Here is a 22,742-nt window from a genome sequence, read left to right on the forward strand (position 1 = left end):
CACCCTCTCGGGCTTTCCTCCGGGCTTCCCTTCGTTCTTGCGTTTCCGACTCTATCAGATCTTTTCTCGATCCGATTTCCTCGGTGCTTTCCAGGCTCCCGCGTTTCTCTCGCGGTTTCCTTTCCGGCGGTTCCGACTTTATCAGAAGTTCTGAGTCGGTTTTCCCACCCGCTTCCAGGCACCTGTGTCCAGCGCGTGAAGTGCTGGGGTTCCCGGTTGGGCAGAGCCGTAAACGTACTGGAGCGGGGCGCCCCGATGCAAATCGAGGCGCCCCGCTCCGGGCTCGCACCGACGAGGTGTCAGACCTCCACGACCACAGGCAGGATCATCGGCCTGCGGCGATAGGTGTCCGAAACCCACTTGCCGAGGGTGCGCCGAACGAGTTGCTGGAGCTGGTGGGGCTCCACGACACCGTCCTGGGCGGACCTCTCCAGCGCTTCGGCGACCTTCGGGATGACGGCGGCGAAGGCAGAGTCCTCGATGCCGGAGCCGCGCGCCTGGACGTGCGGACCGCCGGTGATCTTGCCGGTGGACGAGTCCACGACGACGAAGACCGAGATGATGCCCTCGTCGCCGAGGATCTTGCGGTCCTTGAGGGCGGGCTCGCCGACATCGCCGACGGAGAGGCCGTCGACGTAGACGTAGCCGGCCTGGACCTTGCCGGAGATCTTGGCCTTGCCCTCGACCAGGTCGACCGCCACGCCGTCCTCGGCGATGACGATCCGGTCGTGCGGGACGCCCGTCAGGGCGCCCAGCTCCGCGTTCGCCCGCAGATGGCGCCACTCCCCGTGCACCGGCATCAGGTTCTTCGGGCGGCAGATGTTGTAGAAGTACAGCAGCTCGCCCGCGGAGGCGTGGCCGGACACATGCACCTTGGCGTTGCCCTTGTGGACGACGTTGGCACCCCAGCGGGTCAGGCCGTTGATCACGCGGTAGACCGCGTTCTCGTTGCCGGGGATCAGGGAGGACGCCAGGATCACCGTGTCGCCTTCGACGATCCGGATCTGGTGGTCCCTGTTGGCCATCCTCGACAGCGCCGCCATCGGCTCGCCCTGGGAGCCCGTGCAGACCAGGACCACCTCGTGGTCCGGGAGGTCGTCCAGTGTCTTGACGTCGACCACCAGGCCCGGCGGGACCTTCAGATAGCCGAGGTCGCGGGCGATGCCCATGTTGCGGACCATCGAGCGGCCGACGAAGGCGACCCGGCGGCCGTACTCGTGGGCCGCGTCCAGGATCTGCTGGATGCGGTGGACGTGGCTGGCGAAGCTCGCCACGATGATCCGCTTGCGGGCGCTCGCGAAGACCTGGCGCAGCACGTTGGAGATGTCGCGCTCGTGCGGGGTGAAGCCCGGGACCTCGGCGTTCGTGGAGTCGGTGAGCAGGAGGTCGATGCCCTCCTCGCTCAGCCGCGCGAAGGCGTGCAGGTCGGTGAGGCGGTTGTCCAGCGGGAGCTGGTCCATCTTGAAGTCGCCGGTGTGCACCGCCATGCCGGCGGGGGTACGGATGGCGACGGCCAGGGCGTCCGGGATGGAGTGGTTGACGGCGATGAACTCGCAGTCGAAGGGGCCGATGCGCTCGCGGTTCCCCTCGGCCACCTCAAGGGTGTACGGACGGATCCGGTGTTCCTGGAGCTTGGCCTCGATCAGGGCGAGGGTCAGCTTGGAGCCGATCAGCGGGATGTCCGGCTTCTCGCGGAGCAGGAAGGGGACACCGCCGATGTGGTCCTCGTGGCCATGGGTGAGGACGATGCCCTCGATGTCGTCGAGGCGGTCCCGGATGGACGTGAAGTCCGGAAGGATCAGGTCGATTCCGGGCTGCTCCTCCTCGGGGAAGAGCACTCCGCAGTCGACGATCAGCAGGCGGCCGCCGTATTCGAAGACCGTCATGTTTCGGCCGATCTCGCCGAGGCCGCCGAGCGGGGTGACCCGCAGGCCGCCTTCGGGGAGCGGCGGAGGCGCGCCGAGTTCAGGATGCGGATGACTCAAAAGACTCTCCTCACCACACGCGCCACGTACCGGTCGGGCACGTGGCGCGTGAGACGTTCGTGCAGAAGCAGTTGTCGTTGTGGGGTGTGCGGGCACCGGTGGCCCGCCTTCTTCTGTTGTTCTTCAGTTGTGAAGCCCGTGTGGTGCCAAGTCTGTTGTCAGAGCTGTACCCCGCCGGCAGCAAGATCGATCTTGAGCTGGGCGATCTCCTCGGGCGAGCACTCGACCATGGGCGAGCGCAGCGGTCCGGCGGGCAGTCCCTGCAGGGCGAGGGCGGCCTTGGTGGTCATGACGCCCTGGGTGCGGAACATTCCGGTGTAGACGGGGAGCAGCTTCTGGTGGATCTCGGTGGCCTTGACGACGTCACCGGAGACATAGGCGTCGACCAGGGCGCGCAGGTCGGGGGTGACGACGTGGCCGACGACCGACACGAAGCCGACCGCGCCCACGGAGAGCAGCGGGAGGTTCAGCATGTCGTCGCCGGAGTACCAGGCGAGGCCGGACTGGGCGATGGCCCAGCTGGCGCGGCCGAGGTCGCCCTTGGCGTCCTTGTTCGCGACTATCCGGGGGTGTTCGGCAAGCCGGACGAGCGTCTCGGTGTTGATCGGGACGCCGCTGCGGCCAGGGATGTCGTAGAGCATGACCGGCAGGCCGGTGGCGTCGGCGACGGCCGTGAAGTGGCGGTACAGGCCCTCCTGCGGGGGCTTGTTGTAGTACGGCGTGACGACGAGGAGGCCGTGGGCGCCGATGCGTTCGGCCTCGCGGGCCAGTTCGATGCTGTGGTGGGTGTCGTTGGTGCCGACGCCGGCGACGATGTGGGCGCGGTCGCCGACCGCCTCCAGTACGGCTCGTACGAGGTCCGATTTCTCCGCGTCGCTGGTGGTGGGGGACTCGCCGGTGGTGCCGTTGATGATCAGGCCGTCGTTGCCTGCGTCCACCAGGTGGGCGGCGAGCCGCTGCGCGCCGTCGAGGTCGAGTGCGCCGTCCGCCGTGAAGGGCGTGACCATGGCGGTGAGGACCCGCCCGAAGGGGGTCTGCGGAGTCGAGGTCGGAGCCATGGGTAACACGCTACTCGGTGCTCCGTGCGGGGTCTGCCCGTGGGGTCTCGGGAAAGTCCGGACAAATGCGGAGCCCGGCACTGCCTGCTCGGGGGTTCAAGCAGTGCCGGGTCCGTTTGATCAGGCTAGATGAACTTCTCCAAATGCCGCAATACGGACACTTCGCGAGGCTGATCCGTACATCCGTTCCTGGTGGGGGAACAGGGCTTCGTAGGCCTTGTTTACGGGGCCACACGGCCGTTCGCGTTGAAGGCGGCGTACGTCAGCGGCATGAGCTTCGCCCACTCCGCCTCCATCTTCTCGCCGACCATCTCGATCTCCCGCTGCGGGAAGGACGGCACCTTGGCCAGCTCGTGCTGGGTGCGCAGACCGAGGAAGTGCATGAGGGAGCGGGCGTTGCAGGTGGCGTACATCGAGGAGTAGAGGCCCACGGGAAGGGCCGCGCGGGCGACCTCGCGGGCGACGCCCTCGGCGAGCATCTTCTGGTAGGCCGTGTACGCCTGCTCGTACGACTCGCGCAGGGTGCTGCTGACCGCCTCCTGCTGGGCCTGGGTGCCCTCGACGAAGACGTACTTGCCCGGGCGGCCCTCCTGCACGAGCTTGCGGGAGGCGTCGGGGACGTAGAAGACCGGCTCCAGCTCCCGGTAGCGGCCGGACTCCTCGTTGTACGACCAGCCGACCCGGTGCCGCATGAACTCGCGGAAGACGAAGATCGGGGCGCTGATGAAGAACGTCATCGAGTTGTGCTCGAACGGGCTGCCGTGCCGGTCGCGCATCAGGTAGTTGATCAGGCCCTTGGAGCGCTCGGGGTCCTTCTTCAGCTCGTCCAGGGACTGCTCGCCGGCGGTGGAGACCCGCGCGGCGAAGAGGACGTCGGCGTCCGAAGCGCTGGACTTCACCAGCTCGACGGTGACGTCACTGCGGAACGTGAGCGACTCGGGGAGCGACTCGGGGGTGGTCACGGGGGTTGGGGTCCTTCCCATCACAGCTGTGGTTCGCGCCCACCTTACGGGGCACCCGGCAGGGCCACGGCACTACCTCGCCCCAGAAATTCCGCCATGGATTTTTTCGGACATGGGCACCTTTTGTGTCACTCGAGCGTCTGTACCGGTGAGACCTGCTCGTTCGACCCCGAAAGGAGACGTACCGCGATGTTCCGTCGGCGCGAGCCCGTACCCTTCGCCTTCCTGGCAGAGGCGGAGAGCTTCCGCAGCAATGTCACTCCCCCGCCCCGGCCGCGGGCGTCCGTCGGGGAGATAGCCGGGCGTTGGCTGCTGGGACTCACGCTCGTCGCCGGGCTGGTGGGGGCCCTGATCGTCGGCATGCCGTCGATGTCCACGCCGTCCAGTACGCCGACGCAGCAGTCCCAGGCCTCCCAGGGCCACTGACTCTTCCGGCCGCCCTCGGGTGGTGAGCGGGAACACCGGCGGATAGCCTCACCGGGCACAGCCCACGCGAGGAGCGAGTGAGGACCAGCCGTGCCCCTGTCTTTCCTGACGGCCGACCGCACCTTCGAGGCCGCTTCCGAGAGTGCCCTGCCGTACGACGATCGCGAGCACTGGCGGCGTCCCTACCGGCCCGGTCCCTGGCGTGTGGGTGTGGCGGCGCTGGTGCTGCTGCTCGCCTCCTTCGTGCTGTTCGCCGCGGTGCTCATCACCCTGACCGACTCGGTGTCCTCCGCGGGGCCGGTCTTCGTCGTGGCGCTCGTGGTCATCGCCGGGGCGCTGAGGCTGCTGCGCATGGGCGTGTGGGTGAGCGCGCGCGGAGTGCGTCACGTGGGCTTCCTGGTGACGCGTACGGCGCCGTGGGCGCGGGTGATCTCCGTGCGGACGGTGCAGCAACCGGTGCGCTGGCTGGGGCTGCCCCGCACGGTGCAGGGGCAGGCGCTGACGCTCGTACGCAAGGACCGGGCGGCCGAGGACACGCCGCCGCTGCTGACGACGCACATGCTGGACTTCGTGGGTCGCCCGGCCGGGTTCGACCGGGCCGCGGACACGGTGGAGGCTTGGGCGGCGGAGCACGGACGTCAGCGCGGCTGACCGCCATCGACATGCCTGCGGTGTCCTGTGCCGGTGCGTGCCGGCGCCTCCGAGGGCGGCAGGGGGGCAGGGGGCGGGCGCTGCTCGCTGGGAGGTGCCTCCCCCACTCTCGGCTTCGCTCGAGCGGGGGGACCCCCTCGCCCACCCGTGCCGCCTGGGGGCCTCTCCCAGGCCCTTAAGGCACTGGGGGAGGCACGACTGCGCGCAGCTGCGGCGCGGTCATCCCCTGCCGCGCGTCAGGCCTGGGCGGGTGTCAGGCCTGGGCGGGGCGGCCCGCGTGCAGGGCGATGGCCCTCTGCATCGCCTTCCGGGCGCGTGGGGTGTCGCGGGCGTCGTGGTAGGCGACCGCGAGCCGGAACCAGCAGCGCCAGTCGTCGGGGGACGCCTCGGTCTCGGCCTTGCGCTTGGCGAAGACCTCGTCGGCCGAGTCGCGGTCGATCCGGCCGCCCGGGGTGCGCCGAAGCTCGTCCACGGGCAGTCCGCCCTCGGCGTCGAGTTCGGCGGCGAGCTGGTTGGCCTTGCGGACGAACTGGGTGTTCTTCCACAGGAACCACAGTCCGATCACCGGCAGGATCAGCACCGCGATCCCGAAGGTGACGGTGAGGACCGTGCCGGACTGCATGAGCATGACGCCGCGGCTGCCGACCAGGACGAAGTAGAAGACCAGGACGGCGGCCGTGACGAGGTAGGTGATCTTCGCGCGCATGACGTCTTCCGGCTCAGCTCAGGTCCAGGAAGTGCTCCAGGCCGAAGGTCAGGCCCGGAGTCGACACCACGCGGCGGGCGCCGAGCAGGATGCCCGGCATGAAGCTGCTGTGGTGCAGGGAGTCGTGCCGGATGGTCAGGGTCTCGCCCTCACCGCCGAGCAGCACCTCCTGGTGGGCCAGGAGGCCGCGCAGCCGGACGGCGTGGACCGGGACACCGTCGACACTGGCGCCCCGCGCGCCGTCCAGGGCCGTGACCGTGGCGTCCGGCGCCGGCGCCGTACCGGCAGCCCTGCGGGCCTCGGCGATGAGCTGAGCCGTGCGCGTGGCCGTACCGCTGGGCGCGTCCACCTTGTTCGGGTGGTGCAGCTCGACGACCTCGACCGACTCGAAGTACGGCGCGGCGATCTGCGCGAACCTCATGGTCAGGACGGCGCCGATGGAGAAGTTCGGCGCGATGAGCACGCCGGTCCGCGGGGACTGGTCGAGCCAGCCCCGCAGCCGCGCGAGGCGTTCCTCGGTCCAGCCCGTCGTACCGACGACCGCGTGGATGCCGTGGCGCACGCAGAAGTCGAGGTTGTCCATGACGGAGTCGGGCGTGGTCAGCTCCACGGCGACCTGGGCGCCGGTGTCCGCCAGGGTCTGCAGCTCGTCGCCCCGGCCGAGGGCGGCGACCAGCTCCATGTCCTCGGCGGCCTCGACCGCCTTGACCGCCGCGGACCCGATGCGGCCCTTGGCACCGAGGACCGCCACGCGCAGCTTGCTCATCTTCTTCGTTCCTTACGGGAGGTGTGTCAGGCGACGGCGTCGTGCAGGCGTGCGGCCTGTTTGTCCTTCAGCGGGCCGATGACCGACAGCGACGGGCGCTGTCCCAGGATGTCGCGGGCGACCGCGCGGACCTCGTCCGGGGTGACCGCCGCTATCCGGTCCAGCATGTCGTCGACGGACATCTGCTCGCCCCAGCACAGCTCGCTCTTGCCGATACGGTTCATCAGCGCACCGGTGTCCTCCAGGCCGAGGACGGTGGAGCCGCGGAGCTGGCCGACGGCGCGGGCGATCTCGTCGTCGGTGAGGCCGTTCGCGGCCACGTGGTCGAGCTCGTCGCGGCAGATCTTCAGCACGTCGTGCACCTGGCTGGGCCGGCAGCCGGCGTACACGCCGAACAGGCCGCAGTCGGCGAAGCCCGAGGTGTACGAGTACACGCTGTAGGCGAGGCCGCGCTTCTCCCGGACCTCCTGGAAGAGGCGGGAGGACATGCCGCCGCCGAGCGCGGTGTTGAGCACGCCCATGGCCCAGCGGCGGTCGTCGGTGCGGGCGAGGCCCGGCATGCCGAGGACGACATGCGCCTGCTCGGTCTTGCGGCCGAGCAGCTCGACCTTGCCGGAGGTGCGGATCGTACGCCGGCCGTCGCGGGGGTCGATGGGCTGTGCGCCCGGGTCCTTGAAGGCGCCCGCCTTCTCGAAGGCCGCGCGGACCTGCCGTACGACCTTGTTGTGGTCGATGTTGCCGGCGCAGGCGACCACGAGGTGGGTCGGGTCGTAGTGCTTCTTGTAGAAGCGGCGGATGCGGTCGGCGGTGAGGGCGTTGACGGTGTCGACCGTGCCGAGGACGGGGCGGCCGAGGGCGTTGTCGCCGAACATGGTGTGCGCGAACAGGTCGTGCACACAGTCGCCCGGGTCGTCCTCGGTCATCGCGATCTCTTCGAGGATCGCGCCGCGCTCGACGTCGACGTCCTCCTCGCGGATGAGCGAGCCGGTCAGCATGTCGCAGACGACGTCGATGGCGAGCGGCAGGTCGGTGTCGAGCACGCGCGCGTAGTAGCACGTGTACTCCTTCGCCGTGAACGCGTTCATCTCGCCGCCGACGGCGTCGAGGGCGGCGGAGATGTCCAGCGCGCTGCGCCTCGACGTGCCCTTGAACAGCAGGTGTTCCAGGTAGTGCGTGGCGCCGTTCAGGGCCGGGGTCTCGTCGCGGGAGCCGACGTGCGCCCAGATACCGAAGGTCGCGGAGCGGACCGAGGGCAGGGTCTCGGTGACGATGCGCAGGCCGCCCGGGAGGGTGGTCTTGCGGACCGTGCCGATGCCGCCTGTGCCCTTGATGAGGGTTTGGGTACGGGCGACGGCCCGCGCCTCCGAAGAGGGGCGGGCCGTCACCTTGGAGCTACGGGACGTCACTGCTCGGCGTCGTCCTTGTTCTCGTTGTCGCCTTCCTCGCCCTCGATCACCGGAACGAGGGAGAGCTTGCCGCGGGAGTCGATCTCGGCGATCTCGACCTGGACCTTCTGGCCCACGCCGAGCACGTCCTCGACGTTCTCCACGCGCTTGCCGCCGGCCAGCTTGCGGATCTGCGAGATGTGCAGCAGACCGTCCTTGCCGGGCAGCAGGGAGACGAACGCACCGAAGGTGGTCGTCTTGACGACCGTACCGAGGTAGCGCTCGCCGACCTCGGGCATCGTCGGGTTGGCGATGCCGTTGATCGTGGCGCGGGCGGCCTCGGCGGAGGGGCCGTCGGCGGCACCGATGTAGATCGTGCCATCGTCCTCGATGGTGATCTCGGCGCCCGTGTCCTCCTGGATCTGGTTGATCATCTTGCCCTTGGGGCCGATGACCTCGCCGATCTTGTCGACCGGGATCTTGACGGTGATGATCCGCGGGGCGTGCGGGCTCATCTCGTCGGGCCGGTCGATGGCCTCCATCATCACGTCGAGGATGTGGAGACGAGCGTCGCGGGCCTGCTTGAGGGCCGCGGCCAGGACGGAGGCCGGGATGCCGTCCAGCTTGGTGTCGAGCTGGAGGGCGGTCACGAACTCCTTGGTGCCGGCGACCTTGAAGTCCATGTCGCCGAAGGCGTCCTCGGCACCGAGGATGTCGGTGAGGGTGACGTAGTGCGTCTCGCCTTCGATCTCCTGGGAGATCAGACCCATGGCGATACCGGCGACCGGGGCCTTCAGCGGCACACCGGCGTTCAGCAGCGACATGGTGGAGGCGCAGACCGAGCCCATGGACGTCGAGCCGTTGGAGCCGAGAGCCTCGGACACCTGGCGGATCGCGTACGGGAACTCCTCGCGCGTCGGCAGCACCGGCACGAGCGCGCGCTCGGCGAGGGCGCCGTGGCCGATCTCGCGGCGCTTCGGGGAGCCGACGCGGCCGGTCTCACCGGTGGAGTACGGCGGGAAGTTGTAGTTGTGCATGTAGCGCTTGCGGGTCACCGGGGAGAGGGTGTCCAGCTGCTGCTCCATGCGGAGCATGTTGAGGGTGGTGACGCCCAGGATCTGGGTCTCGCCACGCTCGAACAGCGCGGAACCGTGCACCCGCGGGATGGCCTCGACCTCGGCGGCGAGCGTACGGATGTCCGTGACGCCACGGCCGTCGATGCGCTTCTTCTCCTTGATCACGCGCTCGCGGACCAGCTGCTTGGTCAGCGAGCGGTACGCGGCGGAGATCTCCTTCTCGCGGCCCTCGAACTCCGGCAGCAGCTTCTCGGCGGCCAGACCCTTGACGCGGTCCAGCTCGGCCTCGCGCTCCTGCTTGCCGGCGATGGTGAGCGCCTGGGCCAGCTCGGGCTTGACCGCGGCGGCCAGGGCCTCGAGCACGTCGTCCTGGTAGTCCAGGAAGATCGGGAACTCGGCGGTCGGCTTCGCGGCCTTGGCGGCGAGGTCGGCCTGGGCGCGGCACAGGACCTTGATGAAGGGCTTCGCGGCGTCCAGACCGGCGGCGACGACCTCCTCGGTCGGCGCCTCGGAGCCGCCCTCGACCAGCTTGATGGTCTTCTCGGTGGCCTCGGCCTCGACCATCATGATCGCGACGTCGCCGTCCTCCAGGACACGGCCCGCGACGACCATGTCGAAGACGGCGTCCTCCAGCTCGGTGTGCGTCGGGAAGGCGACCCACTGGCCGTGGATCAGAGCGACGCGGACGCCGCCGATCGGGCCGGAGAAGGGCAGGCCGGCCAGCTGCGTGGACGCGGACGCGGCGTTGATCGCCACGACGTCGTACAGGTGGTCGGGGTTGAGCGCCATGATCGTGGCGACGACCTGGATCTCGTTGCGCAGGCCCTTCTTGAAGGACGGGCGCAGCGGGCGGTCGATGAGGCGGCAGGTGAGGATCGCGTCCTCGGACGGCCGGCCCTCACGGCGGAAGAAGCTGCCGGGGATCTTGCCGGCGGCGTACATCCGCTCCTCGACGTCCACCGTCAGCGGGAAGAAGTCGAGCTGGTCCTTGGGGTTCTTGGAGGCGGTGGTGGCCGACAGCACCATGGTGTCGTCGTCCAGGTACGCCACGGCGGAACCGGCGGCCTGCTTGGCCAGGCGGCCCGTCTCGAAGCGGATCGTGCGGGTGCCGAAGGGGCCGTTGTCGATGACGGCCTCGGCGTAGTGGGTCTCGTTCTCCACTAGCGTTTTCTCCGTTACATATCGTCTTTCGTCCCTTGGCTGCCCGTGTGGCAGGGGGACGGTGGCGGAGAAGCGCGCCGTCTGGTGCGGGCCGGTCTTCGATCGAAGCACCCGGGGCTCACTTCCCCCCGGGGGCCACTACCGAGGACCGGCGGCGGCGAGGTGCGCTTCTCCTCGTTCGTGTCGTACGGCGTCGGGTGCCGTACGGCCTTCTGTGTCGTACGGCGTGGTTCTGTGCCGTACGTCGTTCTGTGTCGTGCGTACTGCGTTGTGCTACCACACTACAAAGCGTGAGTGACACTCCGCACGTTTCCGCATGTACGACGAAGGGAGCGGCCCCGGAGTGTGCTACCGGGAACCGCTCCCTTCACGGCGTCTTACTTCGCGCCCGCCGCACCACGGCGGATGCCGAGGCGGTCGACCAGCGTACGGAAGCGCTGGATGTCCTTCTTCGCCAGGTACTGCAGCAGGCGACGGCGCTGACCGACGAGGATCAGCAGGCCACGACGGGAGTGGTGGTCGTGCTTGTGGGTCTTGAGGTGCTCCGTCAGGTCGGAGATCCGACGCGAGAGCATGGCGACCTGGACCTCGGGGGAGCCGGTGTCGCCCTCCTTGGTACCGAACTCGGAGATGATCTGCTTCTTCGTAGCGGCGTCGAGCGACACGCGTACTCCTCTTTGGTCTGTGAGTGGCCACCGAGTGCCCCCGGTCTTTGTCTCGGGGGAGCTTCCGTTACTCGGGAGGCGGGGATCCGCTGAGCGCTGCCACCGGAGCAGAGGGCTCCGGGGGTGCGTACACGAACGGCCGTCAGCCAGGGTACCAGGAGGTGGCCGGCTTCTTTCCCCGGGTGCTCGAACCGCCCAGGTGGGAGACGACCGGCCACTAGGGTGAACGCCGGGATCGTTCGTACGCCGGAAAGGGGCCGCGGCAGGATGACGGAGACGGAAGCGGAGATCAAGGCACGCAAGGAGCGGGAGCGGGACGAGCTGTACGCGCTCGACATCTCCGGCGTGGAGTGGCACTGCGCGCCGGGTACGGAGGAGCACGAGGAGCGGGTCGAGATCGCGTACCTGCCCGACGGGGCGGTGGCCATGCGTTCCTCCCTCGACCACGGCACCGTGCTGCGCTACACCGAGGCGGAGTGGCGGGCGTTCGTGCTGGGGGCGCGGGACGGGGAGTTCGATCTGGAGCCTTCGGAGCGCAATGGGGGGCTCACGGCCCAGTGAACGGCGCGGGACGGTGATGACGACGGGCCGGGGCTTCTGGAAGAGCCCCGGCCCGTCGTCATCACCGTGTGGGTCATTTGCTGGTCATCGCGCGTGCGGTGGCGTAGACGTCGAAGACGGCCAGGGTCAGCGGGATCAGCGTCAGCAGGACGAAGCCCTCGCAGATCTCCAGGAAGCGGCCCCAGAACGGGGTCAGTCCGCCGCGCGGAAGGATCAGCCCCAGCGCCGTCACCAGCGCCGTGGCGGCGCCGATGGCCGCGATCAGCCAGATGGTGCGGATGTCCAGGTCGGTACGGTTGCCGGTCAGCGCCTGCATCACCACGTGGTGCGGCGGGTTGAGGGCGAGGCCGAGGCCGAGCAGGACCAGGGAGCCGAGGCCGGCGGCGAGGACGGGCGCGACCTGGGCGGTGTAGCGGAAGAGGCCGGCGCGCATCAGCATCGCGACGCCGGTGGCGAGCGCGAGCACCTGGGCCCAGACGTCGTCGGAGAAGCCCAGGACCGCCGAGGCGCCGACGGCGAGGAGGGCGCAGCCGCCGACGAGCCCGACGAGGAGTTCGTGGCCGCGCCGGGCCTGCGCCTCGATGCGCTCGGTGTCCACGGGCTCCGCGGCGGCGGGCTCGGTGCCGTAGGCGGAGCGGGTGGGGCCGCTGCTGGGGTTCTCGAAGCCGATCGGCAGCCGGGCGAAGCGCATGGACATGCCGGGCAGGAAGGCGAGCGCGCACACGGCGACGGGCGCGCACACGGCGGCCGTCTCGGTCGGCGACCAGTGGGTGAGGGTCGAGACGAAGACGACGACCAGAGCGATCGCCGAGGCGAACGCGAAGGCCACGAACGGCCCGTCGCCGTGCGGGGAGCACAGGGCGAGGATCAGGGCGGCGACGAGGACGGCGGCGCACGCCAGCAGGAACTGGAGTCTGCCGATGCCCTCCCCATGGGTGAGCGCCAGCAGTCCGCTGCCCGCGACGCCGATGTTGGGCAGTGCGCCGAGGCCGAGGGCGACGGCCGAGCCGCGGTCGTCGTAGACGCGGGCGCGGACCGCAGAGAGCACGACCAGGAGGAGGCCGGCGACGGCGGCGAGGATGCCGGCCAGGCCGTGCATGTCGTGGCGCGGGTCGGCGGTCCAGGCGACGAACGCGAGCAAGGCGGGCAGCACCCCGCCGCCCACGCGGCCCGCGGCCCGGGTGAGATCGCCGCTCCACAGCTTGTGCTGCCTGGTGACGGCGGAGGCGACGGCCTCGGACACGTCGTCGAAGACGGCCGGCGGCAGGGAGTCCGCGAACGGGCGCAGGGTGAGCAGTTCGCCGTCGAGAATACGCTGGGCGGCGAAGGAACGGGCGCTGTCCAGCACGGTGCCGTCGGTGCGGACGAGGTGGTAGCCGACCGGGGCGCCCGCCTCGGGGCTCTGCTGGGACAGCCGGAGGATCTCCGGATAGAGGTCGGCGACCGGGACGTCGTCGGGCAGTGCCACGTCGATACGGCTGTCGGGCGCGACGATGGTGACCCGGCAGAAGCCGAGTCCGGTGCCGGACCCGGCGGGGGCTCCCGTCCCGGGTCCGCCGGTGGCGGCGGCCGTCATGCTCACCTGCTGCTCCCCCTCAGTGGTGGTGGTGCGTCTGCTTCGTGAAAGTCTCGTGGCGGTGGGTCATGTGCGTGGCGGCACGGGTGCCGTACGGCAGGATTCCGGGCCCTTCCCGCCTCGACATCGAAGAGGTTGGCCCGGTATGTCCCGCCTGTTCGGCGTGTGCTCACGCGAACATCCGGCACCCTACCGCTCACCCGTATGCGGTGAACTCAGTAGGATCGCGCGGCGGCCTGCGCTCGCCGGACACGGGGCGGCGGGCGGAAAGCCTGGGTCGGGCAAGGGAATTGGTGAGCAGTGAGCCAGATTGTCGTCAAGCGCCCCGCTAGGGCGCTGCCGTCCGAAGTGCCCACGGACGAGGTCGTTGTCCAGCCACCGCCCGAATTGCCGCGGGGACATCAGGAGAGCGTGCTGATGCAGCTCCTGCCCACGCTGGGCATGGGCGGCTCGGTGGTGTTCTTCTTCACGAACGGTCAGCCGTTCATGAAGATCATGGGCATGATCATGATCGCCTCGACGGTGGGGATGTCCATCGCGATGGTGGTCCGCTTCCGCCGTGGCTCCCAGGGTCAGCTGGCCGACATGCGCCGCGACTACCTCAGCTATCTGTCGCAGACCCGCAAGTCAGCCGTCGAGACGGCGAAGACGCAGCGCGACGCGCAGTACTACCTGCATCCCGCACCCGAGCAGCTGTGGGCACTGGTCGCCGAGGGCAGCCGGGTGTGGGAGCGGCGGCCGGGCGACGAGGACTTCGCACATGTGCGCATCGGCCTGGGCCCGCAGCCGCTGGCGACCCCGCTCATCCCCCCGGAGACGGGGCCCGTCGAGCAGCTGGAGCCGCTGACCGCGGGCGCGATGCAGCGCTTCCTCGCCACCCACAACAGCGTCGGCGACCTGCCGATGGCGGTGTCCCTGCGCGCCTTCTCCCATGTCACGGTCAGCGGCGAGCCGCAGTCCGTGCGGTCCAGTGCCCGCGCCCTGGTCGGTTCGCTGGCCTCGCTGCACTCCCCCGAGGACCTGGTCATCGCGGTGGCCGCGGGCCGCGAGGCGCTGCCGCACTGGGACTGGGCGAAGTGGCTGCCGCATGTGCAGGCATCCGGTGCGGTGGACGGCGCGGGCTCCCGCAGGCTGATCGGCATCGACCCGCGCGAGCTGGAGGACCTGCTGTCCACCCGGCTGACCGGCCGCCCCCGGTTCCACCCCGCCGCGTCCCCGCTGCTGGACGAGCCGCACATCGTGCTCGTCCTGGACGACGTCTCGCTGCTGCCGGACTCCGTGCTGGCGGGCTCCGAGGGCCTGCAGGGGGTCACGGTCGTCGAGGTCGTACCCGGCGAAGTGACGACGGCGGCCCGCGACCTGTCCGTCGTCGTACAGCCGGGCATGCTGCGCCTGGAGTCCGGACACGGCGAGATCTACGAGGGCACCCCGGACGCGCTCTCCTACGAGTCCGCCGAGGCACTGGCCCGGCAGCTGGCGCCGCTGCGCATGGCATCCGGCGGCGACGACGACCAACCGCTGCTCGCCAACCTGGAGTTCACCGACCTCCTCGGCCTCGGTGACGCGGCGTCCGTCGACACCAAGCGGACCTGGCGCCCGCGTGCGCTGGCGGAGCGGCTGCGTGTGCCCATCGGCCTCGGCGAGGACGGCCGCCCGGTCATGCTGGACCTCAAGGAGGCCGCCCAGGAGGGCATGGGCCCGCACGGCCTGTGCGTCGGCGCGACCGGTTCCGGGAAGTCGGAGCTGCTGCGCACCCTGGTGCTGGGTCTCGCGGTCACCCACTCCTCCGAGACCCTGAACTTCGTTCTCGCGGACTTCAAGGGCGGTGCCACCTTCGCCGGCATGGCGCAGATGCCGCACGTGGCGGCGGTCATCACCAACCTGGCCGACGACCTCACCCTGGTCGACCGCATGGGCGACTCGATCCGCGGTGAGCTGAACCGCCGCCAGGAGCTGCTGCGCGACGCGGGCAACTACGCGAACATCCACGACTACGAGAAGGCCCGCGCGGCGGGTGCGCCCCTGCAGCCCATTCCCTCTCTGGTCCTGGTGATCGACGAGTTCAGCGAGCTGCTGACCGCGAAGCCCGACTTCATCGAGATGTTCGTGCAGATCGGCCGTATCGGCCGTTCGCTGGGTGTGCATCTGCTGCTGGCCTCGCAGCGCCTGGAGGAGGGCCGGCTGCGCGGCCTGGAGACGTATCTGTCGTACCGCATCGGTCTGCGTACGTTCTCCGCCGCCGAGTCCCGCGCCGCGCTCGGCGTGCCCGACGCCTACGAACTCCCGAACGTCCCCGGCTCGGGCTTCCTGAAGTTCGGCACGGACGAAATGGTCCGCTTCAAGGCGGCGTACGTCTCCGGCGTGTACCGCTCGGGCCCGCAGAGCGCGGCGCTCGGCGGCGGACCGCTGCCGGTGGACCGGCGCCCGGTGCTGTTCACGGCCACCGAGGTGCCGGTGCGGTACACGCCCGTTCCGCAGCAGCGTACGGCGGCCGAGCCGCAGGTCGACGAGGCACTGGCCGACACCGTCCTCGATGTGATCGTGCGCCGGCTGGAGGCCCAGGGCCCGGCCGCGCACCAGGTGTGGCTGCCGCCGCTGGAGAGCCCGCCCGCGCTGGACGCGCTGCTGCCCGGCCTCACGGCGGTGGAGGGCCGCGGCCTGACCCAGCCGAACTACGAGGGCGCCGGCCGCCTGACCGTCCCGGTCGGCCTCGTCGACAAGCCCTACGAGCAGCGCCGCGACCGCCTGATGGCCGACTTCTCGGGCGCGGCCGGCCATATGCAGATCATCGGCGGCCCGCAGTCCGGCAAGTCGACGCTGCTGAGGTCGTTGATCTGTTCCTTCGCCCTGACGCACACGCCGTACGAGGTGCAGTTCTACGGCCTGGACTTCGGTGGCGGCGGCATGGTCGCGGTGGACGGCCTGCCGCACGTGGGCGGCATCGCCTCCCGCCTCGACCCGGAACGCGTCCGGCGTACGGTCGCCGAGGTGTACGGCGTCCTGGCCCAGCGCGAGGAGTACTTCCGCTCGTCCGGCATCGCGTCCATCGCCGACTACCGCTCTCGCCGGGCCCGCGGCGACATCTCCGTGACGGACCAGCCCTGGGGCGACGTCTTCCTGGTCATCGACGGCTGGGGCAACTTCCGCACGGACTACGAGGCCCTGGAACCTGTGGTCCTGGACCTCGCCGCGCGCGGCCTCGGCTACGGCATCCACGTGATCATCACGGCGTCCCGCTCGATGGAGGTCCGGTCGAACCTCAAGGACCACCTGATGAACCGCCTGGAGCTGCGCCTGGGTGACGTCATGGACTCGGAGATCGACCGCAAGATCGCGGTGAACGTCCCGGCCGGCGTCCCCGGCCGAGGCCTGTCGCCCCAGAAGCTCCACTTCATGGCGGCGGTCCCACGCATCGACGGCCTCACCTCCGACACCGACCTCGCCGAGGCCACGGCCGCGCTGACCACCGAGGTCGGCCGCCACTGGCAGGCGCCGGGCGCGCCCAAGGTACGGCTGCTGCCGCGCCAGCTGGAGGCGGTCGAACTGCCGCCGGGCGACCGCTTCCCGCAGCGGGGCGTCGCCTTCGCGCTGGACGAGGACAACCTGGAGCCGGTGTTCCTGGACTTCGACCAGGACCCGTTCTTCCTCGTCTTCGGCGAGAGCGAGTCCGGCAAGTCCAACCTGCTGCGGCTGCTGCTCAAGCAGCTGTCGCTGCGGTACGGCGGCGACGAGGCGAAGTTCTTCGTCGTCGACAACCGCCGCTCCCTGCTGGACGTCACTCCCGCCACGCACCTGGCGGAGTACATCCCGATGTCCAGCCAGATGGATCACCACATGGTGGCCCTGGCCGACCTCATGCAGCGCCGCACGCCGACGGCCGACGTCACCCCGCAGCAGCTGCGGGACCGCAGCTGGTGGCGCGGGCCGCAGGTGTTCGTGGTCATCGACGACTACGACCTCGTCTCCACCTCCAGCGGCAACCCGCTCAGCGGCCTGACGGAGATGCTGCCCTTCGCCCGCGACGTCGGCGTCCGCTTCATCATCGCCCGCTCCTCCGCGGGCGCGGGCCGCGCCGCCTACGAGCCGTTCATGCAGCGCATGAAGGAACTCGGCGCCCAGGGAATCGTCCTGGCCGGCGACCCGTCCGAGGGCGACATCCTGAACGGCGTCCGACCCCGGCCGATGCCGGCGGGACGGGGTGTCTTCGTGTCGCGGAAGAGGGGGCGGCCGTTGGTACAGACGGGGTTGGTGGACGTCGAGTACTGAGGTCCGTACGGGTGTTGCCGAATCCGGCGGTCGCGCGGACCGCCGGATTCGGTGTGTGTGACGGCAGTCAGAAGACGGGCAACGCGATCAGGCCGTTGGCGCCCGTGACGAAGGCTCGGTTTCCGCCGACCGCGAGCTTGAGATCGGAGATCCAGCGAGGGTCGTAGTACCAGTTCTCGGAGCCGCCCTTGACGCTCAGGGTGTGTACCGAGAGGCCGTCGTTCAGGTCCTCGAGCACCCAGACGCCGCTGCCCTGGAACAGCACCGGACTCCCCTCGGTACCGCCCGGCGCGTACCAGTTCTTCAGGCCCTTGCGGAGGCCGATCCCCTCGGTGAAGCCGCCGACGGTCGCATACACATGGTCGGCGAAGAGGCTCGCGGGACCCCATTCCGACGAGGTCCCGGATTCGTTCGTCCCCCGCCAGACCTCCTTGCCGTCCGAGGTTCTCCGGCCGGTCAGCGTCCTGCCGTTGAGGTAGACCACACCGCTCCCGGCCACCGGAACGAGCTGCGTCTTCTTCGCCTGGTCGCACACCGTCCACAGAGTGCGGCCGGTCCTCGTGCTGACCGCCAGCGCGTGTCCGCTGGTGGTCGAGACGACCAGTGTTCCGCTGTCGACCGCGCCTTGGGGGTGGAGGCCGGTCCTGAACCGCTCCGGCACCGACGCCGTCCAGCGGACCCTCGCATCGGAACGGCCCACCGAGCGCAACCGGTGGTCCTTCGTCGCGACGTACACCGCCTCCTCGTCGAAGGCGAGCAGCGTCTCGGCGTCCGCCTCGGCCGTCCACTTGGGCTCGCCCGTGGCCGGGACGAAGGTACGCAGCGTGCCTTCTTTGTCGGCGGTCACGAGCAGACGGTCGGAGAGCGACAGATAGCCACTCGTCCCCTCCGCGTCAAGGGCCTGCCAGCGCCGTTTGCCGTCGACGACATTGAACGCCGCTATACCGCCGGACTCGGCACCGGCGATGATCACGTCCCGGACCGGCAGCGGAGCCGGTGAATGCGATCCCACCACCGCATCGTGCTTCCAGAGCGGTTTCACCTGGTCACCGACGACGAAGTCGCCGTCGTCGGCGGACAGGACGCGCGCCGTCGGTGTCTTCACCGCGGGCGGAAGGGTGAACAGGTCCTTTCGGCGCGAGCCGCCGTCGCGCAGCAGCCACCATCCCGTGCCGCCGGTCGCCGCGAGCAGCGCGCCCCCGGCCGCGACCCCGGTGAGCAGTCCTCGCCGGCTCGGCGCCACCGCGGTCCGGGTCGTCAGCAGCGGTGCGGTCAGTTCCCGTATCTCACGCTCCCGCTCCCTGATCGCATCAGCCACGGGCCCGCGCTTCCACACCGTGTCGGGCTTCCCGGGCACGGCGAAGGCCCCGGCGATCTGCTCGGGGGTGGGCCGCCCCGCCGCCTCCTTCGCCAGGCACGGGGCGATCAGGGCGTGCAGTTCGGGCGGGAGACCGTGCCAGCGCGGTTCGCCGTGGACGACCTCGTACTGGACCGCGGCGACATGGGTGCCGTCGAACGCCCGGTGCCCGGTGGCCGCGTACACGAGGACGGCGCCGAGGGAGAAGACGTCGGCGGCCGGGGTGGCCCGACGGCCGAGCGCCTGCTCGGGGGCGCCGTACCCCGGGGTGACCGGGATCTGCCCGGTGGTGGTGAGCGTCAGGCCGTGCTCGGGGCGTGCGATACCGAAGTCGATGACCCGCGGGCCGTTCGAGGTGAGCACGATGTTCGGCGGCTTGAGGTCGCGATGGACGAACCCGGCCGCGTGGATGTCGCGCAGGGTACGGGCGACAGAGGCGGCCAGAGCGCGCAGTCTCGCGTCGTCCAGCGCGCCGAGCCGGTCCACGATCTGGTCCAGGGTGGGCCCGGCCAGGAACTCGGTGGCGATCCAGGGCCGTCCGCCCTCGGTCTGTGCGCCCAGCACCGCGGCCACCCCCGGGCTGCGCACGGCCGCGGCCGCCAGCGCCTCGCGCACGAACCGCTGGGCCAGGCCCGTGTCATGGGCCAGCTCGGGCCTGAGCACCTTCACGGCGGCGACGGTGCCCGCGTGGTCCTGCCCCACGTACACCTTGCCCATGCCGCCCTCGCCCAGCACTGCGAGCAGCCGGTACGGGCCGAGCCGGATCGGGTCACCGGTCCCCAGGGGTCTCATCGCTTGTCGCTTTCTGTTCTCTGCACCGGACGGTTCACCGCAAGGGGAAAGCCGCGAGGAAGTGGCCGCCCAGCGCGATGACCTCGCCCGCCTTCTCATGGATCACGAAACGGTCACCGGTGGTCCGGTAGGAGTGGGCCGGCTGGTGGGAGGAGAGATCGATCGCCCACAGCCGCGATCCTCGCTTGGTGTACGCGTAGTCCGAGCCGACGACAGGCGCCGCACCCAGGTCCGCGTCGGTCCCCTGCCCGCCCTTCTCCTGCCACTTGACGCGCCCGCTCGCCGCGTCGAAGGCGACGAGCCCGAGCCCCTTCTCGACGGCGTACAAGGTGCCGTCCTTGATCGCCGGAAGGCCGTAGGTGCGACCCGGCCGCTGGGACGCGGAGTCCCAGGCCACGCTCCCGTCGCCGAGCCGCAGCGCCCTCAGCCGGCCGGCGCCCACGTACAGCTGCTGCGCATCGGTGACGAGGGACTCCCGTACCCGGTCCGGAACGACGCCGTCCAGCTTGCGGTCCCACCGGACGGTTCCCGTGCCCGTGTCGCGTGCGATGGCATGCACGCTGCCGTCGTTCGCCTCCTGGAGCGCCACGAGACGGTTTCCCACGACTTGGGCGCCGAGGAAGAAGGGGTGCGGGGTCGCCTGGTTCCGGCGGGGCAGCGGTGCCTTCCACAGTCGCTTGCCGGTGCTGATGTCGACCGCGAACACATACCAGGACTGGGAGGCGAGGAAGCTGAAGGCGAACTTGCCGTGCCCGGCCATCGCGTAGGCCACCCCGTCCGCGGTGCACAGCGCCTGGTTCAGGATGAGCCCGTTGAGGTCGGTGAACTGTGCGAAGGGCGCCGCGGCCTGGCCGGTGCGGAGGTCGAGCAAGGCCAGGGCCAGCGGACGCGCGTGGGAGGAATCGGATCCGGTGTAGTGGTCGTTCACGTCCGTCACCACGAAGACGCGATGGGCGTCGGAGGCGACCTGCCACGGCACAGGCGCGTTGACCGACTTCCAGAGGGCCTTCCCGCTTCGGGCGACGACACCCTCCAGGTAGTTTCCGGACATCGCCACGACCAGGTCGTCAACGGCGTGCAACGGCACCGGAAAGGAATCCAGCGGTCCCTCTGCGAAGCCCCCGTTGTATGTGTCCTCGATCTGAATCTGCCAGAGGGAGTCCAGCTGCTTCTTCGGCAACTGGCTGTTGCTGGGTCCGGGCGCGGGTGGTGTCCTCGGGCCGGCGGCCCGCTCGCTCCAGGCCCATGCCCCCGCCGCCCCCGCGGCCGCGACGCCCAGCGCGGCACAGCCGCCGGTGAGCAGCAGACGGCGACGGGACCACCGTACGGGCGCGGTCGTCGGGGCGGGAGCCGGCTCGTCGACGGGGGCCGGCAGCCGCTGCGGCGTGACCTGCCAGACCTCGGTGGCCCGCCGCCCGATGTCGGCCAGCAGAGCGTCCGGCAGATGGTCGGCGAACTCGCCTGCGCCGTCATGCAGTTGAGAGGCGAGCCACCCAGTGGTCGGCCGCCGGAACGGGTTCTTGTCCAGGCACTGCGCGAGCACCGGCACCAGGCTGCCCGGTACGCCGCTCAGGTCGGCCTCGGTGTACTGCACCCGGTACAGCAGATCCGCCGCCTGACCGTGCCCGAAGGGCGGGCGCCCGGTGGCGGCGAAGACGAGCAGTCCGGCGAGCGCGAACACATCGCCCGCAGCCGTGTGCTCCTGCCCGCTCGCCTGCTCCGGGGACATGAAGGCGGGGGTGCCGACGGCGACCCCGACCCGGGTGAGATGGTCGTCCCCGGCCGCCCGCGCGATACCGAAGTCGATGACCTTCGGCCCGTACGCGGTGATCAGGATGTTGGACGGCTTGAGGTCGCGGTGGACGACGTCGGACGCGTGCAGCTGCCCGAGCGCCCCGCACAGCGCCGCCCCCAGCGCCCGTACGGACGCTTCGCTCAGGGGACCGCACAGCTGCACGGCCTCGTCGAGGGGCGGCCCGAGCACATACTCGGTCGCGAACCACGGCGTCTCGGCCCGCGGATCCGCGTCCACCACCCCGGCGCCGAACCGCTCCCCCACGACGCGCGCCGCGTCGGTCTCCAGCCGGAACCGGGTACGGAAGGCGGGGTCGGTGGCGATGCGGGCGTGCATCGTCTTCAGGGCGACGGTACGGCCGCCTGGCGTGCGCCCGAGATACACGGTGCCCATGCCACCGCTGCCGAGGCGGGCGATCGGGCGGTACGGGCCGAGCGCTTGGGGGTCGTCGTGAGTGAGAGGGGAGGGCATGGCCGTCGTCAGTTCGGGTGAGTGAGAGGGAGAGGGCTGGTGCGCTGTGCGGGCGCCGCCTCGACGGGGATGTCCGCGGTGAGGACGGCGGCCGACTGATGGGCGAGGGCGGCGATGACGCGACCGGGGAGCCAGCCGGGGGTGAGGAGGGCGGCGGAGCGGTCTCCGATGCCGCTGTCCGTGCCAGCGTTGGCGTTGGCGTTGGCGTTGGCGTTGGCGGACAACGCGTTGATCAGCTCGGCCAGTTGCGGGCGGGTGCTCGGGTCGCGCGACAGACAGCGGGCGACGACCGTACGGAGGGCGGCGGGAAGTTCGTCCCGTTCGGGCATCGTATGGCCGGTGGCGGCATAGGCGAGCGTCGCCGCGAGGGCGTAGACGTCCCCGAGGGGACGTGGGAGTCCACCGGATGCCTGTTCCGGGGGCAGACTGCCCGCCTCCAGCCCCGGGAGCCCGGAGCGGGACGAACCGTCCGGTGCGGCCGCACGCACCGCGCCGAAGCAGGAGAGACGGGGCCCGTCGGCGGCGAGGAGCACGGCCGCCGGTGACACACCCGCGAACGTCAGCCCCTGTCCGTGCACGACGGCCAGTGTCTCGGCGAGGGCCACGCCCAGCGCCCGTACCGTCCGCTCGGGCAGTGGTCCGCCGTGTACGGCGAGGGCGGTCGGCAAGGGCAGAACGGGCTGGTAGGGCCGGGAGTACCAGGCGGGCTCGCCCGGACCGGCAAGGGCCGTGGCCGGGGCGGCACAGGGCCCGAGCAGGTAACGGGAGCCGTCAGCTTCCGCGAGGAACCGCTGGGCGTCACCTCCCGGCTGCGGGAGGGAGAGGAGCACGGTGTACTGACCGTCGATGCTCCGGGCGATGTAGCGCCGCTCGGGGACGGGGAGCTTGGTGTGCGGATCGTCCAGCGCGGTGATGAGGGTGTACGGGCCGACTCTCCGCCGTACCTTCGCGGCTATGGCCGGTTCTTCCCCGGCGGCCACTCCCGTGGCGTCACCTGTGGCGTGCATTCCCTGTCCTGCGTTCTTCCGCTGTTGCCGGGTCGGTCCCGGACACGACTGGGGGTGGGCGCCCTCCGTGCGCGCC

General features: G+C 70.4%; 16 protein-coding genes. 4 read left to right on the plus strand and 12 right to left on the minus strand.

Translation table 11 applies throughout. The features are described 5' to 3' along the window. Positions 1 to 299 precede the first annotated feature (299 nt). The 3 genes from AB0L75_RS14875 to thyX all read right to left on the minus strand — a co-directional run bounded on the left by AB0L75_RS14875 (position 300) and on the right by thyX (position 4,026). Positions 300 to 1,985: a ribonuclease J gene (locus AB0L75_RS14875; protein WP_365180657.1), complete on the minus strand. Its 1,686-nt coding sequence runs from the start codon at positions 1,983 to 1,985 to the stop codon at positions 300 to 302. 158 nt (positions 1,986 to 2,143) lie between these two features. Further along, the gene (gene dapA / locus AB0L75_RS14880) at positions 2,144 to 3,043 is read right to left on the minus strand and encodes a 4-hydroxy-tetrahydrodipicolinate synthase (RefSeq protein WP_365180660.1); all 900 of its coding nucleotides are present in this window, start codon (positions 3,041 to 3,043) and stop codon (positions 2,144 to 2,146) included. A 221-nt stretch (positions 3,044 to 3,264) separates the two neighbouring features. Further along, entirely contained in the window at positions 3,265 to 4,026 is a 762-nt protein-coding gene (thyX, locus tag AB0L75_RS14885) for an FAD-dependent thymidylate synthase (RefSeq protein ID WP_365180663.1), read from the minus strand. Positions 4,027 to 4,194: 168 nt separating this feature from the next. On the opposite strand from thyX, the gene AB0L75_RS14890 reads away from it, so the two are divergent. Both AB0L75_RS14890 and AB0L75_RS14895 read left to right on the plus strand, forming a co-directional pair. Further along, positions 4,195 to 4,431, plus strand: coding sequence for a hypothetical protein (locus AB0L75_RS14890; protein ID WP_365180665.1), 237 nt, complete (start codon positions 4,195 to 4,197; stop codon positions 4,429 to 4,431). A gap of 90 nt (positions 4,432 to 4,521) precedes the next feature. Continuing rightward, on the plus strand, positions 4,522 to 5,082 hold the full coding sequence (locus AB0L75_RS14895; RefSeq protein WP_365180668.1) for a hypothetical protein: 561 nt from the start codon (positions 4,522 to 4,524) through the stop codon (positions 5,080 to 5,082). 253 nt (positions 5,083 to 5,335) lie between these two features. Here AB0L75_RS14895 and AB0L75_RS14900 read toward each other — a convergent pair whose 3' ends face one another. The 5 genes from AB0L75_RS14900 to rpsO form a co-directional block, all read right to left on the minus strand. Then, positions 5,336 to 5,788, minus strand: a complete 453-nt coding sequence (locus AB0L75_RS14900) for a hypothetical protein (protein WP_365180671.1) — start codon at positions 5,786 to 5,788, stop codon at positions 5,336 to 5,338. 13 nt (positions 5,789 to 5,801) lie between these two features. Next, complete coding sequence (gene dapB / locus AB0L75_RS14905; protein ID WP_365180673.1) at positions 5,802 to 6,554, minus strand: 4-hydroxy-tetrahydrodipicolinate reductase; 753 nt, start codon at positions 6,552 to 6,554, stop codon at positions 5,802 to 5,804. A gap of 26 nt (positions 6,555 to 6,580) precedes the next feature. Beyond that, positions 6,581 to 7,960 (minus strand): pitrilysin family protein, encoded by a 1,380-nt coding sequence (locus AB0L75_RS14910; RefSeq protein WP_365180676.1) that lies wholly within the window; start codon positions 7,958 to 7,960, stop codon positions 6,581 to 6,583. Beyond that, on the minus strand, positions 7,957 to 10,176 hold the full coding sequence (locus AB0L75_RS14915) for a polyribonucleotide nucleotidyltransferase (RefSeq protein ID WP_365180678.1): 2,220 nt from the start codon (positions 10,174 to 10,176) through the stop codon (positions 7,957 to 7,959). Before AB0L75_RS14915 ends, AB0L75_RS14910 begins: the two co-directional genes overlap by 4 nt. A gap of 377 nt (positions 10,177 to 10,553) precedes the next feature. After that, a complete protein-coding gene (gene rpsO / locus AB0L75_RS14920; RefSeq protein WP_033529274.1) occupies positions 10,554 to 10,841 on the minus strand; it encodes a 30S ribosomal protein S15 in 288 nt (95 codons plus the stop codon). 267 nt (positions 10,842 to 11,108) lie between these two features. Between rpsO and AB0L75_RS14925 the strand changes: the two genes are divergently transcribed. Next, positions 11,109 to 11,402: a DUF397 domain-containing protein gene (locus AB0L75_RS14925; protein WP_365180682.1), complete on the plus strand. Its 294-nt coding sequence runs from the start codon at positions 11,109 to 11,111 to the stop codon at positions 11,400 to 11,402. A 73-nt stretch (positions 11,403 to 11,475) separates the two neighbouring features. On the opposite strand, the gene eccD is transcribed toward AB0L75_RS14925, so the two are convergent. Beyond that, on the minus strand, positions 11,476 to 12,978 hold the full coding sequence (eccD, locus tag AB0L75_RS14930; RefSeq protein ID WP_365181208.1) for a type VII secretion integral membrane protein EccD: 1,503 nt from the start codon (positions 12,976 to 12,978) through the stop codon (positions 11,476 to 11,478). A 300-nt stretch (positions 12,979 to 13,278) separates the two neighbouring features. Between eccD and eccCa the strand changes: the two genes are divergently transcribed. Beyond that, entirely contained in the window at positions 13,279 to 17,244 is a 3,966-nt protein-coding gene (gene eccCa, locus AB0L75_RS14935) for a type VII secretion protein EccCa (protein ID WP_365180685.1), read from the plus strand. A gap of 67 nt (positions 17,245 to 17,311) precedes the next feature. On the opposite strand, the gene AB0L75_RS14940 is transcribed toward eccCa, so the two are convergent. From AB0L75_RS14940 to AB0L75_RS14950, 3 genes are read right to left on the minus strand one after another with little or no spacing between them, the layout of a single operon-like run. Then, a complete protein-coding gene (locus AB0L75_RS14940) occupies positions 17,312 to 19,393 on the minus strand; it encodes a PQQ-binding-like beta-propeller repeat protein (protein WP_365180688.1) in 2,082 nt (693 codons plus the stop codon). Between the two features lie 34 nt (positions 19,394 to 19,427). Further along, positions 19,428 to 21,659: a serine/threonine-protein kinase gene (locus AB0L75_RS14945; protein ID WP_365180690.1), complete on the minus strand. Its 2,232-nt coding sequence runs from the start codon at positions 21,657 to 21,659 to the stop codon at positions 19,428 to 19,430. A gap of 8 nt (positions 21,660 to 21,667) precedes the next feature. Then, on the minus strand, positions 21,668 to 22,666 hold the full coding sequence (locus AB0L75_RS14950; protein WP_365180693.1) for a serine/threonine protein kinase: 999 nt from the start codon (positions 22,664 to 22,666) through the stop codon (positions 21,668 to 21,670). Between the last annotated feature and the right edge of the window lie 76 nt (positions 22,667 to 22,742).

The sequence above is a fragment of the Streptomyces sp. NPDC052101 genome, from assembly GCF_040680235.1.
Classification (GTDB): Bacteria; Actinomycetota; Actinomycetes; order Streptomycetales; family Streptomycetaceae; genus Streptomyces.